The following is a 17,891-nucleotide window of genomic DNA, read 5'->3' as shown; positions in this document are numbered from 1 at the left end:
AAAGAACATGAGGTAATCCCGTAACTGCAGTACGCCGCTACGTATCCAGATTCTCCGCCAGGTAATCCACCAGATCGAGTGGACTTCGACTGTCGATCACCTTGTAGATCAGATCGCGTTTGCTGCGCGGAAGCTTCTTGACCACGCTTTTCGCCGAGGCCCTGACGGCTTCGTCTGTTCCATGGATACGAGCTGCGAGCAGCAGCACGAGCGTGGCGTCAGTGAGGTTCATGGCAAGACCCGATAAAATTCGCACCGCAGTGTACCGACACTTTCCTTTTTCGTACCAGCATGCGCATCCAACAAAACGTCACCAGGACAAATCGATATTCCGATTGCCGCATAAAGGGGTACACGGCAAAAGGACAAGCAAGGGTCGGAAGGGGAATGGGGATTCAAGGGTAAGAGCCCTATCCGAAAAGGCTAAAAGGCCACTGATTCCGCCATTTCCCTGGAGGCCGCGATGCTCAGTCTGTTTCGTCAAAAAAGGCAAAAACCTCCTCCGCCACCCACCGTAAACCTCGCCGAAGGCTACCTGCCCGTCGAATCGCCCCAGAGCTTGTTAGCAGCCGAGCACCGCCGCCAGTTGCTCGATCGCATCTGGCAGTACACCGCCCTCTCCCATCCGCAATTCAGCCAGCTCTATTTAAATCCGATCCATCGATACGCCGAGTTGGTCCAGCAGCTTCCAGCCAGCGAGACGCACCACCATGCTTATCTTGGCGGCATGCTCGACCATGGGTTGGAGCTGGTCGCTTGTAGTTTGAAATTGCGTCAGTCGTATCTGCTTCCCACCGGCGCCGCACCCGAAGACCAAGCCGCTCAGACCGACGCTTGGTCCGCAGGCATCGCCTATGGCGCGTTGCTCCATGACATCGGCAAGATCGCCGTGGACCTGCTGGTCGAACGCCAGAATGGCCGTGTCTGGCATCCTTGGCAGGGGGCCCTGGATCAGCCGTATCGTTTCCGCTACCTCAAGGGGCGCGACTACCACCTGCACGGCGCGGCCGCAGGCTTGCTCTACACCCAGATTCTCGACCGCTCAATCCTCGATTGGCTCAGTGGATTTCCGTCACTGTGGGGCAGTCTGCTGTATGTCCTGGCGGGCCAGTACGAACGTGCTGGCGTGCTCGGCGAATTGGTAATTCAGGCCGATCGCGTTTCTACCGCACAGAACATCGGTGGTAACCCAAGCAAGGCGCTGCAAGCACCGATTCATTCGCTGCAACATCACTTGATCAGCGGACTGCGCCATCTGGTTCAGCACGAACTGAAACTCAACCAGCCAGGTGCCGCGGGATGGCTGACCCGGGATGCCCTGTGGCTGGTCAGCAAGACGGTCACAGATAAGTTGCGAGCTTATCTGCTATCGCAGTCAATTGAAGGCATTCCCTCGTCCAACCTCGCGGTGTTTGACGAGCTACAGTCGCATGGATTGGTTGAGTCCACGCCGGAAGGCAAAGCCATCTGGACCGCGCTTGTGGCACAAGGAAACTGGCAGCAGACCTTTACCTTTTTGCGCCTTCAACCGGCGTTGATTTGGGGGAGCGAAGACCGCCCCGAGGCTTTCAGCGGAACGGTGAGCATTGCAACCCATGACCACTCAACTGATACTGATACCCTGGTACCAACACCAGCGCCCGAGACAGTCCGTGTAGGATCAGACCATAGCCAACCGCAGCCGGAACCCATGGCGCTAGAGGATGCCGATTACCTCGGCTCGCTGCTGGACATGTTCGAGTTGGAAGAACGTGAGGCCACTGCTGCACTGTCCGAAAGTGCTGACAAAACTTCAACGCTTCCATCGGATGACCCAGGCCAGGTATTCCTGAATTGGGTCAAGGAAGGCATCCGGAGTCACAAGCTGATCATCAATGACAGCAAAGCTAAAATTCACACGGTGGGCGGTACAGTGTTCCTGGTCACGCCTGGCCTTTTTCAGCGCTACATTCAAGAGTTTCCGTGCATCTCACTGGGGGCCGATTCTGCAGGTGAGGAATGGCGATGGGTGCAGAAGCAGTTCGAGAAACTGAAGACCCACAAAAAGCGCGACGATGGTTTGAACATCTGGATCTGTCAGGTAGAAGGTCCACGGAAAAAAGGAACCCTCAAAGGCTATTTGCTAGAAAATCCAGCACTCTTGTTCGAAACTGGGCCGGTACCTGCCGACAATCCTTTCCTTAAAGTGGAATAGCATAAACGTCCGTAGCCCCTAAAAGAGCTCAACACGCAAAGTCGACGCTGGAACACCCGCCACTGGACCATACTCTTGCAGCCTCTCAGCTACCTATAATGTTTAATGACGGACTGAACGCAGTAAGTACCCACTTTCGAATCAAGCTGGCATTGATACCATGGCGGGCTCCGCTAGTGCACACAAAGGGGATGGGATGTGCATTGAAACCCGCATTCTGAATTTGTTAGCCACGTGAAACGGCATCAAACCCGGCCACTGCATGAAACCAGGTAAGGAGGACCCAAAAATGAGGAGCTATTTATTATTGTCGCTGCTAGCCGCAATGGCAAACCAGTTCCCCGCAGAGTACTCAGTCTAAATGGCTGAAGCGACTCGGCTGCCGATTCCAGGTCGAATAGAGGTTTTGCCCATCCCAGTAGCTCACCCGCCCCTGATCATCCAATTTCCGTTTTGCGCGGAAGACCGTATCTGCATTTTTGGCAGTCAGTATCTGTTTATCCAACATTGGGATTTCATGCCCCTCAAGTCCATGGGAATCCTGGCTGATAATCCGCCGTGGCAGACTCATGAGGAGAGCCGCGTGTTTGGTCTCCTTAAGCACGAGTGCAAAGCTGTTTCCGATTGTTCGATACCCAGTGTGAGCATGAACGACTAACGCGTGACTTCCATCTTCAATACGACGCAGAATAGATAATAGATGCGCATCCGAAACTAATACGGACTTGTCTTGGACAATGCCCGCCTGCGCTTGCTGACACCACTGAGCAACGTCTGCAGAGGTCTTCAGCTCCAGTATTCCTGATGATCGATGTGCAAAGTTCTGCGCTCCCTGTAAATAACGGGAGGTGGTGACAAATATGCCCAAGTCAGCGCCATCGTTTGCTACCGCCCCACGCAATGCTTGCACAGCCTCAAGGCCTATGGGCCGGTTAGGGGCATATCGCTTAGCTTGGACATAAGCCAAGGTATCCCCCAACGGACTCCGCTGAAGTAGTTTGACGTCAACCCCTCCATCTCCAACTCCCGGCCCCAACTCTGATTCATATCCCAAGCTCTGGAATACGCGGTAAAGCAATATTTCGAATTCGCGGTGATGCAGATTGTAAAGCCGCTCAGGGCGAGCCTGAAAATACTGATAGAGCTCAGCGTAGATATCGCCGAAATCTTCGATGATCAGACTGCAGACCCATTTCCAGTGAAAGAATTGGTCGTAGGCTTCTTGGAGTGCTTCGGTTGTGGCGTAAAAGTAGTAGGAGCAGCCGTCGTAGTTGTCATACCAGAAACCATGCGAGTCAGCAATTTCATCAAGCTCCGCTCGAAGCTTCGGATCTAGATCCTCATCAAGCATGCGTGCAAGCTCTCCACTGCTGTAGAGAATGAAAGCCACCGCCCCTTCGCCAGGCTCTGCTTGTACGCGCTTGGCATAGGAGGTAAACCCGCTATCATGCCAAAGATCGTTGGTGACAGCCCAGGCTTGTAAGTCCTTTTGGGCAGCTACGATTTTCCGCTCAAGGTCACGATCCGTGTATGCGCTCAATCGCCCACCCTCTTGTACATATTTCACCTTGGCCGATGTCATCAAAATACTCTTTCCGGCACTATCCATCGTGCATCGACAAGTTCATTTTTCCACTCCATCAGCCGCAACATGGTAGGGGCGGCCATTCAGGACTAATGGTCACCATCTCCAAGCACTTCAAGTGAGGCTAGCAACTTCTCAAGCTCTGGCAAATTCGCCGCCTTCAAAATATCGTACTCCCCTCGGCTGCTCAGCATGTAGACATCACGAGCCCTCTTGATTCTTTCCAACTGCGGCACAATTTGCCCAGATGTCATTCTAAGGAAATCATTGATGTCAGCCCGTGTTTGCGGAATCTTGTACCCCTTGGATGCACTGGTGATGATCACATTGGAATCGCGAAGTTTGGCAATCCCGCTTGACTTGATTTTCTGGTCGCTGAGATCGCCGAATCCACGATCAGCCAAATGACTTTTTATGTCACCCATCGTCACGTAATCCCTACTGACAAACTCGCTTTGAAACCGAAGGTAGTCAAGGATACAGCACTGTAAGCGTTCGTCTTCGTCAGGATGCTTGCCAACCTTAGCGATGAACTGATCTGCCTGTTTAAGTGCCTCCTGATGCACTCGATAATCTGCGTACTGAGAATCGTCGGCAGGAGCAGCAAGCAGCGATTGATATTTCGGAGGCCACTCAACGAGACCTAGCGTCAGATCACGCAATATTCTTTTATAGGCTTTAACGACTTCCTCGCCAGCCTTTCCCTCATAGATTTGGGCGACCGAACCGGCGAAAAAGTCTGCTACCTGTATGAGGACATCGTTTTTGCTGCTCTTGGTCTGAAAGGATTGATCATCGCCGAACAGATCATCGACGTAACGGGCCTGAACATAAGCTTTCAGGCTCTCCTGAAACTCTGCACCACCGTGTTCATCGACGGTCATCTGGAGGTTTGGGCGGTCAATGAAGAGCCGCTCATAGAGCATGCCGTTGATGTGCTTAATAAAGGACTTTTTGAACTGAAGCCCCCCATCTCGGTACACCCTCGACTTGTCGACGACCGTAAAGTAGAGCTTTAGAGGAAGCTCTGCCAGGTCACTCAGAATGCGGACACGCCGCTCTGTATCCTTGACCTTAACTTTGCTGGATTTGATCTCACCCGTCTGGAAATGCCGCACCCGGAGCGCTTCAGCGAGCTCATAAGCTCTTTCCAAGCCGGTTTCAGTAACAAGCACTGAGCACACAACAAAGAATCCGGAGCTGCCTTGCTTCGAGGTTTCTAGATCATGATTTCCGGATTCGTCGACAAATGCATAAGTCCTTTCCAACCCAGATACTCCTTCATGCCTCGGGAGGCTTTGCTTAGCCATTGATGCACTTTAACCCACCTCGACACGAGCAGCGGCACGAATTATCGCCAAGTGCCACCAAGCATAGTTCGCGTAGAAGTCTCACCTGTCCGCCTTCGTCTACGAGTATTCAGACACGCGTGCCAGCGCCTCATTGAGATGAGCTCCGTCACTCGATCCTCCTGCTCAAGCACACAACGATCTTGCTTGACCAAAATCGAGTTGAAGCGAAGTAAAGGCCTGTCCAATTGGAGACGGCATGCGCAGACGTCCTTCATCCCTGCGGAGCCGTCAAGCTCGAGTTGTATTTACGTACAAAAATCACGAAGGGCTGCCGGCCGCGGATCAGCGTTTTGGCCATGCCAATCCGTGGGTCATCGCGTGAAAAAGCTAATGGTTCGCCCACAGTGCCTCAAGATTAACGTCATCGCTCGCAGGCCTGTGCCCTTCAAGCAGAGGATCTATCTTCAGGATCATCGGTAAATCAAAGGCCGTTCCAGTAAGTACACAGCACCCTTTAGCTAGCGTGGGTATCAATGATTTAGACGAAGCGTCCAATGTGCTGATTGTATTATCCAGAAGCATCAAATCGCGTTCGTTCACCAAGCGATGAATGAAGAAATTGTGTATTTGAGAGACGATAGTAGGAGAGATGTCCGCAGGTCGCTGGCTGGAGAGCGTCAGGTACACGCCATATTTTCTTCCTTCCTTGATGATCTCCTCAAACAACTCCAGTCGATAATCCTTCCAGATTTCATGCTCTCGTGTTGATTGCTCGGAGAGGATGTTGTGTGCCTCATCAATGATCAAGTGCAGGGTTTTAGTCGGTGGGCTGTTCAACCCTTCTGCTTCCTTGTGATTCACATAAAAATTCTTTGCAATGAGCATTGGCAGAATTTTTTTCACATCGTTCTTGCATTTTTTCAGTGAAATGACGTGCAGAAGGTAGGGAGGGGGTGGTGCATCGATGATATGCAATACGTTGCGCAATCCCGCCAGAGAAGACCTCGCCCTGGCCAACACGGGTTGGATATGTTCGTATTGTGCATAGCCCATCACCACATCACCGCAGAGCTGTAGATAGCAACGCAAAAGCAGCTCATCGAATTGGTCCAGCGCATCCAGTTTTACATGTGCGGCAAGGAAAGGCTTCAAAAAGGCAGCAAATGCTTTCCCATCAGAATCGTAGTAGTGCCCTTCCAGCGCTCTGAAGTATTTGTTCTGCGCATGGTATTTTACCCCTGCCAAGTGGTGCTGCAATGCCTCAGAGCCTATAATCCGGGCGACCTCGCGTGTTAACTCCAGCGCCTCCGCTTTAGGCTCAGCAGCAGCAAACACTCGCTCAAACGTTTTTTCCAGAAAATGGGAGAGCGGCAGGTCTTTAAACTTTTCCCTCCCCGACAGAACCCGTCGGAGAAACGGTGCCTGAGTGTTGGTGGTTGCCTGAAAAAGCAGGCTGAGGGTTTCCGCATCCCAGAAATGAGCACTTTCCAGCGTGAATTTTTGTGCCCCATTCTTGGAGTCTAAAACCGTAACCTTTTTATCTTGGGTGGCCAGGATCTGGCCTCCAGTGTATTCACCATTAAAATCAATAATGACGAACTGACTCTTCCCTTTTAACCCGGCAAGTTTCTCCCGAAATAAAGTCGTATATAATTTGGCCAGCGTGTTCGACTTCCCACTGCCGGTGTTACCAAAAATGCCCAGATGACTGTTAAATAGCCGTGTCCACGGAAGGCTGATAGGGATATTCTCTTTGAGCATCGCGCCGATGGTAAAGCTGCCCCCATCATTCACACCGTAGATCTTCCCTACCATCTCCTCACTGAGGAGAGAGGCACTATCCCTGATCATCGGCATGTATTTCACGCCTTCATAGAACTTATTGTCAGCCACGTAACCGACGGGCCGAACATCCACCTTCCTGATGTAGGAAGTTTTTTCTGCGGTTTCGTCAAGCTTGCGCTCATCCAGATACTCACCTTCCACTAGGCATACAATATCGATGAACCCGCGTTGAATCAGCAAATGCTCTCTGATTGAAACCCCCCTATACTTTTTACCCTCGTGAAATAGGGTTTCCTGGTTGGAATCCTCAAATATCCTCAGAGTAATCCTGACGCCGCTGACGGCAATAACCTCACCTACCCGGATGACCATCAGTGAGCATCTCCCGGCACGTAGGCCTGCGGGCTGAGCGAAAGCACATGCTTATTAAAATTGGCAAAATTCAAGTCAGCCCCCTCGGGCGGGCCAATGACCTTGACGTTTCTCCACGCGCCAAACTCGTCGCGCATTTTCTGTGCGCCTCGTTGGCTGTATGCGCAGACAAACGTCTGCAGCTTGGCATTCGACAGCGAGCGCTGAACGAGCTTCAAGATGTGCTCATCCGCAAAGGAGAACCCGAATGTAATCAAGATCGAGTTGGGCCGTTCCAGTTCGTAGCTGAGTAGTCTGAGCATTTGATAGTAATGCTCTTCAAAAACCGTCTCGTGAAATTTCCACTTTGTGGGGTTCACGATTGGAAGCTTATTGTACTCGTACCAGAATCTTTCCATCTGATTGTGGGTAAGCTTTACCAACGGAATCTCGTCCGTGACGCCCCCTTCTGTGGTCAGATACTTTGAGAGATCCGAAATTTTGTTTATGACGTGCGGGCTGAGAAGGTTTTTGAAGTCATTCTTGTAACTAACTTCAATCTTGTCCCCGCTCTTTTTCCAGTAGACCGAGCCATGCAGGTGAATAATATTGAGCTGCGGGACGCCGTACGCGGCACGCTCGAAAACACCGGTCTGGCATTGAAAGGTGTTAAAGTTTTTCGCGTGCAAATGCTTCTTGTGAAACCCTGAAGTCCCGTCATTCACGACAAATTCGTGCGTCCCTCTCACCAGCAGGCGATCAGCGGCGTGCGCCAGACAGCCATCATAGTTGGTGGTGAAGATGTTGATCTTGCGATTGACATCCTTTCTTCTGTCCAGAAAACCTAATAGCGTACGCAAAAAAACTTCGTAATTATCAAGATTTTCCAGTCCCTCAGCCGTGGCAATCGCTGATGGAGAAAATGTCTGAACCGGATGAATGCACGTGTTGTAATAGTGCATGAACAGCGCCGCGTTCTTCTCTGGGCGCAGTGCATACTTTGTCGACAGCGTTTCGATCGTCTCCCAGTTGCCAAGCACATCCTTAATCTGCAATCCCAAAGTGGGAAACAAATCCGCCGAAGCACCAGAGCCGATCAGAATATTGACATTTTTGTTGTAGATATCCAGTGCTTCTATGGGCTCAAACATGCAACCTCCTGTCATTCGGCCTTGAGCCTTTTCCTATTCCGCGCCTCCTGTAACCGTTCTGGAGAGGCCTGCCCTGCACGCTACTGTTTTGCCACCATAGTGTCTACTAATGGCCTCATGTCTTTCTCATGGCACTGCCAGCCCGGCAGCAGCGTTCGGAGCAAGCCAGACGCGGCACCGACCTCCTGCTCACCAACGAGGTGCACTTTAACCATCAGCCTTGACGCCTTGTAGCCATTTTATTCTCGGGGAATTACGGGTCATGTCATAGAGCCTGACAGGTCAGTAACAGGTCTTGTTGGCATGAGGTGCGGCAGCCACGCTCAACGCACACGAAAGCGGCCCTGGTGTAAGGACGCGCCGGATTTGGCACTCCTTTGCACGATGTTTGGCACTCGAAAATATCGGCGGAATACTCCTTTTTGCGTTTTCTTTGGCACCGAGACACTCAGGTGTTCCGACGTTTCGCCACTTCAGCAGTTAATGTCGGAACGACCTAGACCAGTATGTGATTCGACGCAGCCGTTTGGCTTGCTGTCTTGCTTCACCATGAGCTCGCTCATGGCCTATAGTCTCGAGCATGACGAATAATCCAACTGAAAAAGCTCTCATGGCGCGCGGCTTCGATAGTGAGACGGCCGCAAGGCTACGGTGCGCAGGTCAGACATTGGCGAAGCTAAAGCTTTCGAGTGAAAATGCGTTGTCAGCGCTTGGACTGAATGCAGAGCAAATCGCAGCTATATACGGCGGAACCCGGCCAGCGATACCTCAGGAGGATCTTGTCAAAGTCTTGTTTGCCAACCGCTGGGTTTGCTGTGTCTGCCGTGATCCTCAAAGGCCAATTATTGTGCACCATATTAACGAGTGGTCTACCAGTCGTGATCACTCAACGCCGAATCTAGCGGTACTGTGCACTATCCATCATGGAGAGGCGCATACGAATCGGCAGCTTGAACAGAATCTGACGTCATCACGTATTTCAAGCCTCAAGGCTCAATGGGAACAGCAGGTTGTACGAGATGATGCCCTGGCTATTCAGCAAGGAAGTCAGCTTCAGCTTGATAACTGGCTTTACTTTAATCATCTGCGTCTGTTCGAGTTGGCGCAGGGGTTGGGAGTAGACCCCACTGCTGTATCGGGCTTTCAGCAGGCAATCACGGCGGGGGTCTGTGACCAAGCAGGGGCGGTCGTGAAGAGGGTGACAGCTGGCAGCTTTATGTACGCGGACTCAGATCGAATACAGCTTTACTATTATGTTACTGCGCTGTTTGCGGCCGTAATGCAGGACGTCGTTCTCAGGAACATCTCAGACCACCTCGACCGAAGCGTGCTGGGATGCACGATTGCGCCCGGCGACATCATATTTGTTCAAGGTGCTCACTCATTCTCAGATGAGTTGCCAGCACCAGTGGGCATCGCTCTACGCAGAGGTACGCGAACAGCAAATCACGTAATTATTAGCTTCGTATTTGACTCGGCCGAAGCTACCTCAGTGTCCGCTTGGAGTCTTTGGCTAACAGGTCGACAGTCGGTTGGTAGCCTTATTCAAGTCAAGCAGATCCGGCGTATGGATGGTGGATTGCATATTGCTGGGACGGTGTTGGCAATTAGAAACGACTCTTCCGACTTGAAGGGACGGACGTACGAGCAAAGCCTTCACGATTCCGGGCTACCTCACCAAAGAGATGATGATTCTGACATCGATATGAGCCAATTCGATGCTGTATTTTGACTTGGTCGAGGGCTGCCCGGCTTGACGCTTCAAACTCACCTTTGTACCTGGTAAGTGCTCGGTGCACCGACACACACCAAGCTCCTTGACAGGCATGGAGGTTGTAGCGGCAACTGCTCAGTCAATAGGAATGACTAGGGTAATCCCGTTTCTTCCCGCCGACTCCTTCACCAGTGCCAAAGCTGTCACCTCCTCACACCTGGGCTTGCGCGTAGCGCGCCATTCCTGGAGTTCAATGTCTTAGCCCAATCTTTTCAGATTGGGCTAAGACATTGAAAAATATGGTCGGGACGGAGTGATTCGAACACTCTCCTTTAGCACCCCATACATGGGGTAGCTGGATATTCCAAGTTTGTCCGCCAGCCGTGCCTGCCGAACGAATAAAAAACCCGGCACGAGGCCGGGTGGTTACCCGCCATCCCCAAGGCGCAGCCCCCAAATGAGAGGGATGGAGAGCTGACAAGAGAGGGAGGGAGCGAGATATTGCCAAAGGGTGTCTTCCTGCGCAATAGAAGCCTCTTGCCGAACATCTCCGCCGCACCTCAGGCAACTCGTGAAGTCCACGAATTTAGGGCAGCCCGAGCTAGATGGACCCAAGCAAGCAGCGACATCCGTTATCACAGCACGAAGACAGCACCTCAGCTTGAACCCAGCGCACTGCAAACGATTTGTGCGGTCCCGTCGAAATTTTCCATATTGAGCATATCGATTGGCGCGCGACCTTTTAATCGCTCATGAGGCTTACAAAGGGCGCCATAAAGCCTCCATGCATCGACATCCGGAAACCGCGCTAACGCAGCAAGTACCAACTTGTGCCGCAGTGGATCAAGCTGCCAATCAGGAATGCGCTGACCGCGATTCCCAAGGCTCAGGGACAACAGGCGCCGAGCTTTGATATCGCGGTTGATCTGATCTCGGGATTTGCCTGCCAGTTTGGCGAAGACAAGCAGCGGCAAATTATTCGAAGCTTCATAGGTGGCTAGCATCTCGGCGCGCTGACGTTGTATCTCAGATACTTGGGGTTCGCGCAGCTGTTCAGTCTGCGTTGAAGCAGGTAGGACAGGTGAATACTGATCCGCGTTAAGGACCGGTTCGTTGCTGACGGACTTTTTAGAGGCTGAGACCGTCGTCGCTGGGAAGCCGCTGCTGTACAGAACGGCGTTTGTGTTCGCGCTTTCCAACGAAGGTAACGAAGCTGCGCCCTCTAAACGAATAGTAAGCGGAGAGCTTGCCGCTTTCAGCTGGCCCTGCCCCCACAGATCCAGGCGGTTCGCCCAATCCTGCATCATCGTCCGGCGCTGCTCGACGTATTCCGCGTGATTGTAGGCCGCGCTCACCTTATCCGGATCAGCATGAGAAAGCTGAGCATCCACCCATACCTTCGGGTATCCGATCTCGTTCAGCGCCGTCGAGATCGTCGCCCTCATCCCATGACCAGTGAGTTGATCGGCATACCCCATCCGACGCAACGCGCCATTCAGCGTGTTCTCACTGATACGCTTGCTCAGATCGCTTCGATGCGCAAACAAGTAGCGTTGTGCGGGGACAACCTGTTCCAGCAAGTGACGCACAATCTCCAGAGCCTGAACCGACAACGGCACGATATAAGGCGGTACATTTTGGGTCTGCTTACCTGGCTTTCGCATGGCTAGCTGGAGCTGTTTCACCACCTCCGCGGGTATCACCCACAACCGCTTCTCCAGATCGAACTGGTCGGGTGTTGCCAACCGCAATTCGCCCGTGCGGACACCGGTCAGCAGCAACAACCGAAGGCCAAGCCGAGTTTGGTTGGCGCCACCGTAGCTTCGAAGAGCAGCCATCAATGCCGGGAGCTCGTCCATACGAAGAAATGGATTATGCGTAACAGGAGGTTTGGGGAGTGCAACCACATCGAGGTCTGAAGCTGGGTTGTGTTCCAGCCCCTCGATCTTCACCAGCGCATAGCGGAACAATTGGTTGAACCAAGTCCGGCATTTTTCGGCGGTCGTTAAGGCCTTGCGCTGTTCGATCCTGCTCAGTAAATCCAGCAGATCGTGACGATTGATATCGTAGATGGACCGCCCACCCAGTAGGGGTAGGACGTCTTTACTGAAGACTCTCAAGATCTGCGAGAGCGTGCTCTGGCGCCCTTCCTTCAAGCTGAGCCTGCGGAACTCTACCCACTGATTGAACACGGCCTCGAAGGTATGCTCCTTCGCAGTATGAACAGCAAGCCGCTGTCGTTTACGATGCTCATAAGGGTTGATACCTTGGGCGACCAGGGCGCGCGCATCGTCACGTCGTGTACGCGCTTCTTTGAGGGAGATTTGTGGGTAACAACCCAAGGACATGCGCTTCTGCTTGCCTGCCCAGTAGTAGCGGAAGAGCCAGACTTTTCCGCCTCTGGCCGTCACATTGAGTGTGAGACCATCACTGTCACCGAGGGTGTAGTCGTTACCAGTGATTCGGGCATGCCGAACTGTCATTTCTGAGAGTGCCATCGCGAGCTCCTGAACAGAGTCAGGGCCAGATGCTCATCTCGCTACACAATCTGCTCCAGCATTTAACCGATTCAGTGCTCGTCAGAATCCTGGACTCAATCCTGGACTTAAACGCACCGGATAGTGCTGGATTTCAGTGGTTCCCGCTGGAACGAAAAAAGGGCCTAAAGGCCCTGATTTCAATCACTTACAGAATTCAGTGGAACTCTGTAGCGCAATATTTGGAGCGGGAAACGAGACTCGAACTCGCGACCCCGACCTTGGCAAGGTCGTGCTCTACCAACTGAGCTATTCCCGCGTCTTGGTGTGGCGCATTCTATAGGTTCAGATTACGCCGTCAACCCTTTGATTCAAAAAAGTTTTATTTCGGCTCTACATCCGTCCGCAGATGCGGCCAGGCGGCGCGCAGGTATTGGACCATCGACCACAACGTCAAGCCTGCGGAAATGAGCAGGAGCGCATAGCCCAACAGCACCCAGAAGCTGAAGTCCGACGGGTTGGCCAGCAGGATCACCAGCGCGAGCATCTGCGCCGCGGTTTTCCATTTGCCGAGGTTCGACACGGCGACCTGGGCACGAGCGCCTAGCTCGGCCATCCATTCCCGGAGTGCCGAGACGACGATTTCGCGGCCAATGATCACCGCCGCCGGCAAGGTCAGCCAGAGGTTGCCATGTTCCTGCACCAGCAGCACCAGGGCCACCGCGACCATCAGCTTGTCGGCCACCGGATCGAGAAAAGCGCCGAACGGCGTGCTCTGCTCCAGGCGTCGGGCCAGGTAACCGTCCAGCCAGTCCGTCGCGGCGGCGAAGGCGAAGACCGAGGCCGAGGCCACGTAGCTCCAGTGGTACGGCAAATAGAACAGCAATATGAAGATCGGGATGAGCAGGACGCGTAGAACGGTAATCAGGTTTGGGATATTCATCGGCACAACTGGCTACGAGGTTGACGGGCATTCTACTCGCTATGCAGGTTTGCATAAATCGACTCTGCGAGCTTTTTACTGATACCGGGTGCTTTGGCTATCTCCTCGATGCTGGCACGAGACAGTTCCTGCAATCCACCAAAATGTTTCAACAAGTCGCGACGGCGTGTCGGGCCGACGCCTGCCACACCTTCAAGTGTAGACGTACGGCGCGTCTTGCCACGGCGGGCACGGTGTCCGGTGATGGCGAAACGGTGGGCTTCGTCGCGAATCTGCTGGATCAGGTGCAGCGCTGGCGAATCGCCCTTGAGGGTGAATTCATGAGCGGCATCGTTCAGGTACAAGGTCTCGAAACCGGCCTTGCGCGTCGCGCCCTTGGCCACGCCGAGCAGGATCAGGTCGGGAACCATCAACTCATTGAGCACATCGCGAGCCATGGACAACTGGCCCTTGCCACCGTCCACCAGGAGGATATCCGGCAACTTGCCCTCCCCGTCCTTCAGCTTGCCGAAGCGCCGCATCAACGCCTGATGCATCGCCGCATAGTCATCGCCCGGCGTGACGCCTTCGATGTTGTAACGGCGGTAATCAGACTTGATCGGGCCTTCCGGGCCGAACACCACGCAGGAGGCCACGGTCGCCTCGCCGCTGGAGTGGCTGATGTCGTAGCACTCCAGACGCTGCGGCGGCTCATCCAGGTTGAGGACATCGGCCAGGGCATCGAACCGCGCCGCCACGTGCTGACGATTGGCCAGGCGCGCGCCCAGGGCCTGTTCGGCGTTGGTCACGGCCAGTTGCTGCCAACGGGCACGGGTGCCGCGAACGCGGTGGCTGATGGTCAGTTCACGACCGCGGAGCTTGTCGATGGCTTCGATCAGGGCCGGGAAATCCTCATGAACCACGTTGACGATCAACTCGGCCGGCAAGTCCCGTTCCGGACTGCTGATGTAGTACTGGCCCAGGAACGCCGCCATGACCTCGGCCACGTCTTCCTCGATGCCCACTTGAGGAAAGAAGTTCTTGCTGCCCAAAACCCGACCGCCGCGCACGCTGATCAAGTGCACGCAGGCGCCGCCCGGGTTGATGAACGCGGCGACCACATCGACATCGCCACTGCCGCCTTCCATGCTTTGCTGGTCTTGTACGCGGCGCAGCAGGCCGATCTGGTCGCGCAGCTCGGCGGCCCGTTCGAACTCAAGGTTGACTGCCGCGTCCTCCATGGCTGCCGACAGTTCATCGGTCAGCGCATTGCTGCGGCCCTCCAGGAACATCACCGAGTGACGCACGTCCTCGGCGTAGACCTGGGGCTCGACAAACCCCACGCAAGGCGCCTTGCAGCGCTTGATCTGATACTGCAGGCAGGGCCGGGTGCGGTTCTTGTAGTAGCTGTCTTCACACTGGCGAACGAAGAAGGTCTTCTGCAGCAGGCTGAGGCTTTCACGAATCGCCCCGGCGCTGGGATAAGGGCCGAAATACCTGCCCTTGGCCTTCTTGGCACCCCGATGAATGCTCAGGCGCGGAAACGCCCCGTCGGACAGAAACACGTAGGGGTAGGATTTGTCGTCGCGCAGCAGGATGTTGTACGGCGGGCGCCATTCCTTGATCAGCGTCTGCTCGAGCAGCAGGGCCTCGGTTTCATTGGCGGTGATCGTCGTTTCGATTTGCGCGATGCGCCCCACCAGGGCAGAGGTCTTCGGGGCCAGGCCGGTCTTGCGAAAGTAGCTGGCCAGGCGTTTCTTGAGGTTCTTGGCCTTGCCGACATACAGCAGGCGCGCCTCGCTGTCGAACATGCGGTACACGCCAGGGCGACCGCTGCAGGTGGAGAGGAACGCGCTGGGATCAAACAATTCAGTCATTTTCAGGCGCTGGCATCGACCATGCCGTGGCGCACCGCCAACAGTGTCAATTCGACGTCACTGCTGATCGAAAGCTTCTCGAAGATACGGTAACGGTAGGTGTTGACGGTCTTGGGGGACAGGCACAGCTTGTCGGAGATGATCTGTACCTTCTGGCAACCGACAATCATCAGGGCAATCTGGATTTCCCGTTCCGACAGCGCATCGAAAGGCGAATCGTTGGTCGGTTGGAACGATTTGATAGCCAACTGCTGGGCGATCTGCGGGCTGATGTAGCGTTGCCCGGCAAAAACCAGACGAATGGCCTGGACCATTTCGTTCAAGCCAGCGCCCTTGGTGAGGTAGCCCGCCGCGCCCGCTTGCAGCAGCCGGGTGGGGAATGGGTCCTCTTCGCAGACGGTCACCGCGACCACCTTGATGTCCGGGTGACTGCGCAGCAGCTTGCGCGTGGCTTCAAGGCCGCCGATGCCAGGCATCTTGACGTCCATCAACACCACGTCGGGTTTCAATTCACGCGCCTTGATCAGGGATTCCTCCCCGGATTCAGCCTGACCAACTACCTGCAGGCCGTCGATGTCAGCCAGCATTCGTGTAATGCCCGTACGGACGAGATCATGGTCATCGACCACTAACACCCTAATCAAGCAGACACCTCACGATTTGGTCTTATTTGGGTTGCACAACACCTTAGCAAAAAGCATCCCGCAGACCTAGCGCAAAGGGACAGATAAAAGTTACAACGCATCTTTATCGGCACGACATCCGAGGCGTCAAGCACCGGCGTCTCGCTGCATCCTCAGGAAACACTCGTCCTCGCCCACGACACGCAGGCCCATGCGTTCGTACAACGCCCTGGCGGGATTGTCCTTGAACACCGTCAAGCGCAGCGCCGGGCGCCGTTCCAACTTCACCAAGTCCCAAACCTGTCCGATCGTCCAGGTACCGGCGCCCTGCCCGCGGAACGCCTCGTTTACCTGCAGCTCACGGATATACAGCGCCCGGGCATCACGACTGAGGCTGACAAAGCCCAGTGCCTGGCCTTCACGACTGATTATCCAGTTCTGGCGAATGATCCAGGCCAGGTCGAACGCTTCGTCCTGCCAGAGCAAATCATGCCTGAGGTAATAAGGAAGCATGTTGTCGCAGGTCAGCTGCCGGGCGAAGTCAATGTCCCCATTCGTTGCAGCACGCCACTCGAAGCTCATGAAGACCTCATTGAAGCGCTGTCACCGGCACGACTTGCCCGGCCCAGCCGTTGACGTCGCGGCGGGCAATCACCAACGACTCGCCCGTACCCGGCGCCGCCGCGAGCAACGAACCGTCCGGGCCCCAGATGGCACTGCGGCCAGCCGACTCCCAGCCTCCGGTGACGCCGCCATGGTTAGCCATCAGCACGGTCATGGCATGCTCCCGGGCATAGCCTTGCAGCAACGTCGTATCGGGCACGTAGCCACCCTCGGTGATCAACACCCCTGCTGCATAGAGCGTAGCGCCCTGCCCGGCTGCCGCAGCCGCATGACTGGCGTGGGAAAAATCGGCACACACCGCCAGCGCGATGCGATCCTGCCCCATTGTCAGCGTCGAGCCACCGTGACCTGGGGCGAAGGCGACTTCTTCCCCCGGGTGCAGATGCTGCTTGCTGTAGACCCCGAGGGAACCGTCGGCACCGAGGACCAACGCGCCGATCAACACCGGAGCGTCAGCCGACAGCCGAATGGGCATGCCCACCACGGCAGTCAGGTCGAGCGTTTGCGCCAGGTCACGCAGCGGTTGCAGTACGGCATCCTCCGGCAGGATCGCCAGCTCCGCCGCCAGGCTGCGTTCGTAGCCGGTGAGCGACAGTTCAGGGAATACCAGCAACTGCACGTTTTGCTCAGCGGCAGCCTGCATGAAACGCTGATGAGACACGAGGTTGGCGCGAAGGTCTCCCGCGACGGAAATCGACTGGGCGGCGGCGAAGACTGGAGCGGTCATGGGTCATCCCTGGAAGGCGGTGCAAACCTGAAGTTTGTCATAAAGCCCAGCGGACTCAAGCCAGGGCGAACAATTGCATGCCCTCGATAGAATTTTCTGATTGAACCGCTGCCCTGCCCTCTAGTAAGCTCAGGGCCATTCATCGGAGACAGACCATGTTCAACGCCCTCTCACCGCTAGACACCGCCAGCGCCCCGCGCTCGGTTGCGGCTGCCCGGGCGAACAGCGTTCACACTCCGGTCAGCTTTTATTTTGGGTATTGGTTTAGCCACTGGCGCGCCTGATACCCAACCGGCGCCCACTTTAAAACGGGTCGCCTTCCAGAGTTTTCCAAACCCCCGGTCGGCCTCCCGACCGGGGGTTTTGTTTTTCCGGCCCCATACATTTGCAGCACCAGACAACTTGAGGATTGAGCCATGAACTACGCCACTTATTACCGTTACGACAGTTTTTCCGCCTGGCGATTTACCAGCCACCGCTCGGGACAGCCTGCCGCCTCCGATCGGTCACCTACCGGTGGCAAGCCTCAATTGCGGGCCCATACGGCCAATTGTCGAACACCCCACTAG

The 17,891-nt window shown here is 54.8% G+C and carries 13 protein-coding genes and 1 tRNA gene; 2 read left to right on the top strand and 12 right to left on the bottom strand.

The window, feature by feature from the left end; genetic code table 11:
- Positions 1 to 37: 37 nt before the first annotated feature.
- Positions 38 to 232: a hypothetical protein gene (locus J4E53_RS05800; RefSeq protein ID WP_096480588.1), complete on the bottom strand. Its 195-nt coding sequence runs from the start codon at positions 230 to 232 to the stop codon at positions 38 to 40.
- Between the two features lie 231 nt (positions 233 to 463).
- On the opposite strand from J4E53_RS05800, the gene mobH reads away from it, so the two are divergent.
- Positions 464 to 2,194: a MobH family relaxase gene (gene mobH, locus J4E53_RS05795; protein WP_103308177.1), complete on the top strand. Its 1,731-nt coding sequence runs from the start codon at positions 464 to 466 to the stop codon at positions 2,192 to 2,194.
- 352 nt (positions 2,195 to 2,546) lie between these two features.
- Here mobH and J4E53_RS05790 read toward each other — a convergent pair whose 3' ends face one another.
- The 4 genes from J4E53_RS05790 to J4E53_RS05775 all read right to left on the bottom strand — a co-directional run bounded on the left by J4E53_RS05790 (position 2,547) and on the right by J4E53_RS05775 (position 8,358).
- Positions 2,547 to 3,776: a restriction endonuclease gene (locus tag J4E53_RS05790; protein ID WP_158249650.1), complete on the bottom strand. Its 1,230-nt coding sequence runs from the start codon at positions 3,774 to 3,776 to the stop codon at positions 2,547 to 2,549.
- A gap of 92 nt (positions 3,777 to 3,868) precedes the next feature.
- Positions 3,869 to 5,047, bottom strand: coding sequence for a DUF3800 domain-containing protein (locus tag J4E53_RS05785; protein ID WP_103308175.1), 1,179 nt, complete (start codon positions 5,045 to 5,047; stop codon positions 3,869 to 3,871).
- Between the two features lie 411 nt (positions 5,048 to 5,458).
- Positions 5,459 to 7,228 carry an ATP-binding protein gene (locus tag J4E53_RS05780; RefSeq protein ID WP_103308174.1) on the bottom strand — a complete coding sequence of 590 codons (1,770 nt, stop codon included), beginning with the start codon at positions 7,226 to 7,228 and terminating at the stop codon, positions 5,459 to 5,461.
- Entirely contained in the window at positions 7,228 to 8,358 is a 1,131-nt protein-coding gene (locus tag J4E53_RS05775) for an SIR2 family protein (RefSeq protein WP_103308173.1), read from the bottom strand. The genes J4E53_RS05780 and J4E53_RS05775 overlap by 1 nt, the downstream gene beginning before the upstream one ends.
- Before the next feature lie 580 nt (positions 8,359 to 8,938).
- Here J4E53_RS05775 and J4E53_RS05770 point away from each other — a divergent pair.
- Positions 8,939 to 10,090: an HNH endonuclease signature motif containing protein gene (locus J4E53_RS05770; protein WP_146042599.1), complete on the top strand. Its 1,152-nt coding sequence runs from the start codon at positions 8,939 to 8,941 to the stop codon at positions 10,088 to 10,090.
- Between the two features lie 638 nt (positions 10,091 to 10,728).
- On the opposite strand, the gene J4E53_RS05765 is transcribed toward J4E53_RS05770, so the two are convergent.
- The 7 genes from J4E53_RS05765 to J4E53_RS05735 form a co-directional block, all read right to left on the bottom strand.
- Positions 10,729 to 12,570, bottom strand: coding sequence for an integrase arm-type DNA-binding domain-containing protein (locus J4E53_RS05765; RefSeq protein ID WP_103308171.1), 1,842 nt, complete (start codon positions 12,568 to 12,570; stop codon positions 10,729 to 10,731).
- A 222-nt stretch (positions 12,571 to 12,792) separates the two neighbouring features.
- Positions 12,793 to 12,868 (bottom strand) — tRNA-Gly (locus J4E53_RS05760).
- A 63-nt stretch (positions 12,869 to 12,931) separates the two neighbouring features.
- Positions 12,932 to 13,492 (bottom strand): CDP-diacylglycerol--glycerol-3-phosphate 3-phosphatidyltransferase, encoded by a 561-nt coding sequence (pgsA, locus tag J4E53_RS05755; protein WP_092198777.1) that lies wholly within the window; start codon positions 13,490 to 13,492, stop codon positions 12,932 to 12,934.
- A 32-nt stretch (positions 13,493 to 13,524) separates the two neighbouring features.
- Positions 13,525 to 15,348 (bottom strand): excinuclease ABC subunit UvrC, encoded by a 1,824-nt coding sequence (uvrC, locus tag J4E53_RS05750; RefSeq protein WP_092170234.1) that lies wholly within the window; start codon positions 15,346 to 15,348, stop codon positions 13,525 to 13,527.
- A 2-nt stretch (positions 15,349 to 15,350) separates the two neighbouring features.
- Positions 15,351 to 15,992, bottom strand: coding sequence for a UvrY/SirA/GacA family response regulator transcription factor (uvrY, locus tag J4E53_RS05745; RefSeq protein ID WP_003200277.1), 642 nt, complete (start codon positions 15,990 to 15,992; stop codon positions 15,351 to 15,353).
- A 126-nt stretch (positions 15,993 to 16,118) separates the two neighbouring features.
- Entirely contained in the window at positions 16,119 to 16,553 is a 435-nt protein-coding gene (locus tag J4E53_RS05740) for an N-acetyltransferase (protein ID WP_103308170.1), read from the bottom strand.
- 7 nt (positions 16,554 to 16,560) lie between these two features.
- Positions 16,561 to 17,322 (bottom strand): carbon-nitrogen hydrolase family protein, encoded by a 762-nt coding sequence (locus J4E53_RS05735; protein WP_103308169.1) that lies wholly within the window; start codon positions 17,320 to 17,322, stop codon positions 16,561 to 16,563.
- Positions 17,323 to 17,891: the final 569 nt, after the last annotated feature.

It is taken from the genome of Pseudomonas sp. FW305-28 (assembly GCF_017351395.1).
GTDB lineage: Bacteria > Pseudomonadota > Gammaproteobacteria > Pseudomonadales > Pseudomonadaceae > Aquipseudomonas > Aquipseudomonas fluorescens_AA.
This window is presented reverse-complemented; position numbering and strand designations above follow the sequence as displayed.

Coding starts and splice junctions, on each gene's coding strand:
- mobH (WP_103308177.1), top strand. CDS start 464: ATGCTCAGTCTGTTTCGTCAAAAAAGGCAAAAACCTCCTCCGCCACCC.
- J4E53_RS05765 (WP_103308171.1), bottom strand. CDS start 12,570: ATGGCACTCTCAGAAATGACAGTTCGGCATGCCCGAATCACTGGTAAC.
- J4E53_RS05780 (WP_103308174.1), bottom strand. CDS start 7,228: ATGGTCATCCGGGTAGGTGAGGTTATTGCCGTCAGCGGCGTCAGGATT.
- J4E53_RS05740 (WP_103308170.1), bottom strand. CDS start 16,553: ATGAGCTTCGAGTGGCGTGCTGCAACGAATGGGGACATTGACTTCGCC.
- J4E53_RS05735 (WP_103308169.1), bottom strand. CDS start 17,322: ATGACCGCTCCAGTCTTCGCCGCCGCCCAGTCGATTTCCGTCGCGGGA.
- J4E53_RS05770 (WP_146042599.1), top strand. CDS start 8,939: ATGACGAATAATCCAACTGAAAAAGCTCTCATGGCGCGCGGCTTCGAT.
- uvrC (WP_092170234.1), bottom strand. CDS start 15,348: ATGACTGAATTGTTTGATCCCAGCGCGTTCCTCTCCACCTGCAGCGGT.
- J4E53_RS05775 (WP_103308173.1), bottom strand. CDS start 8,358: ATGTTTGAGCCCATAGAAGCACTGGATATCTACAACAAAAATGTCAAT.
- J4E53_RS05800 (WP_096480588.1), bottom strand. CDS start 232: ATGAACCTCACTGACGCCACGCTCGTGCTGCTGCTCGCAGCTCGTATC.
- J4E53_RS05790 (WP_158249650.1), bottom strand. CDS start 3,776: ATGACATCGGCCAAGGTGAAATATGTACAAGAGGGTGGGCGATTGAGC.
- pgsA (WP_092198777.1), bottom strand. CDS start 13,492: ATGAATATCCCAAACCTGATTACCGTTCTACGCGTCCTGCTCATCCCG.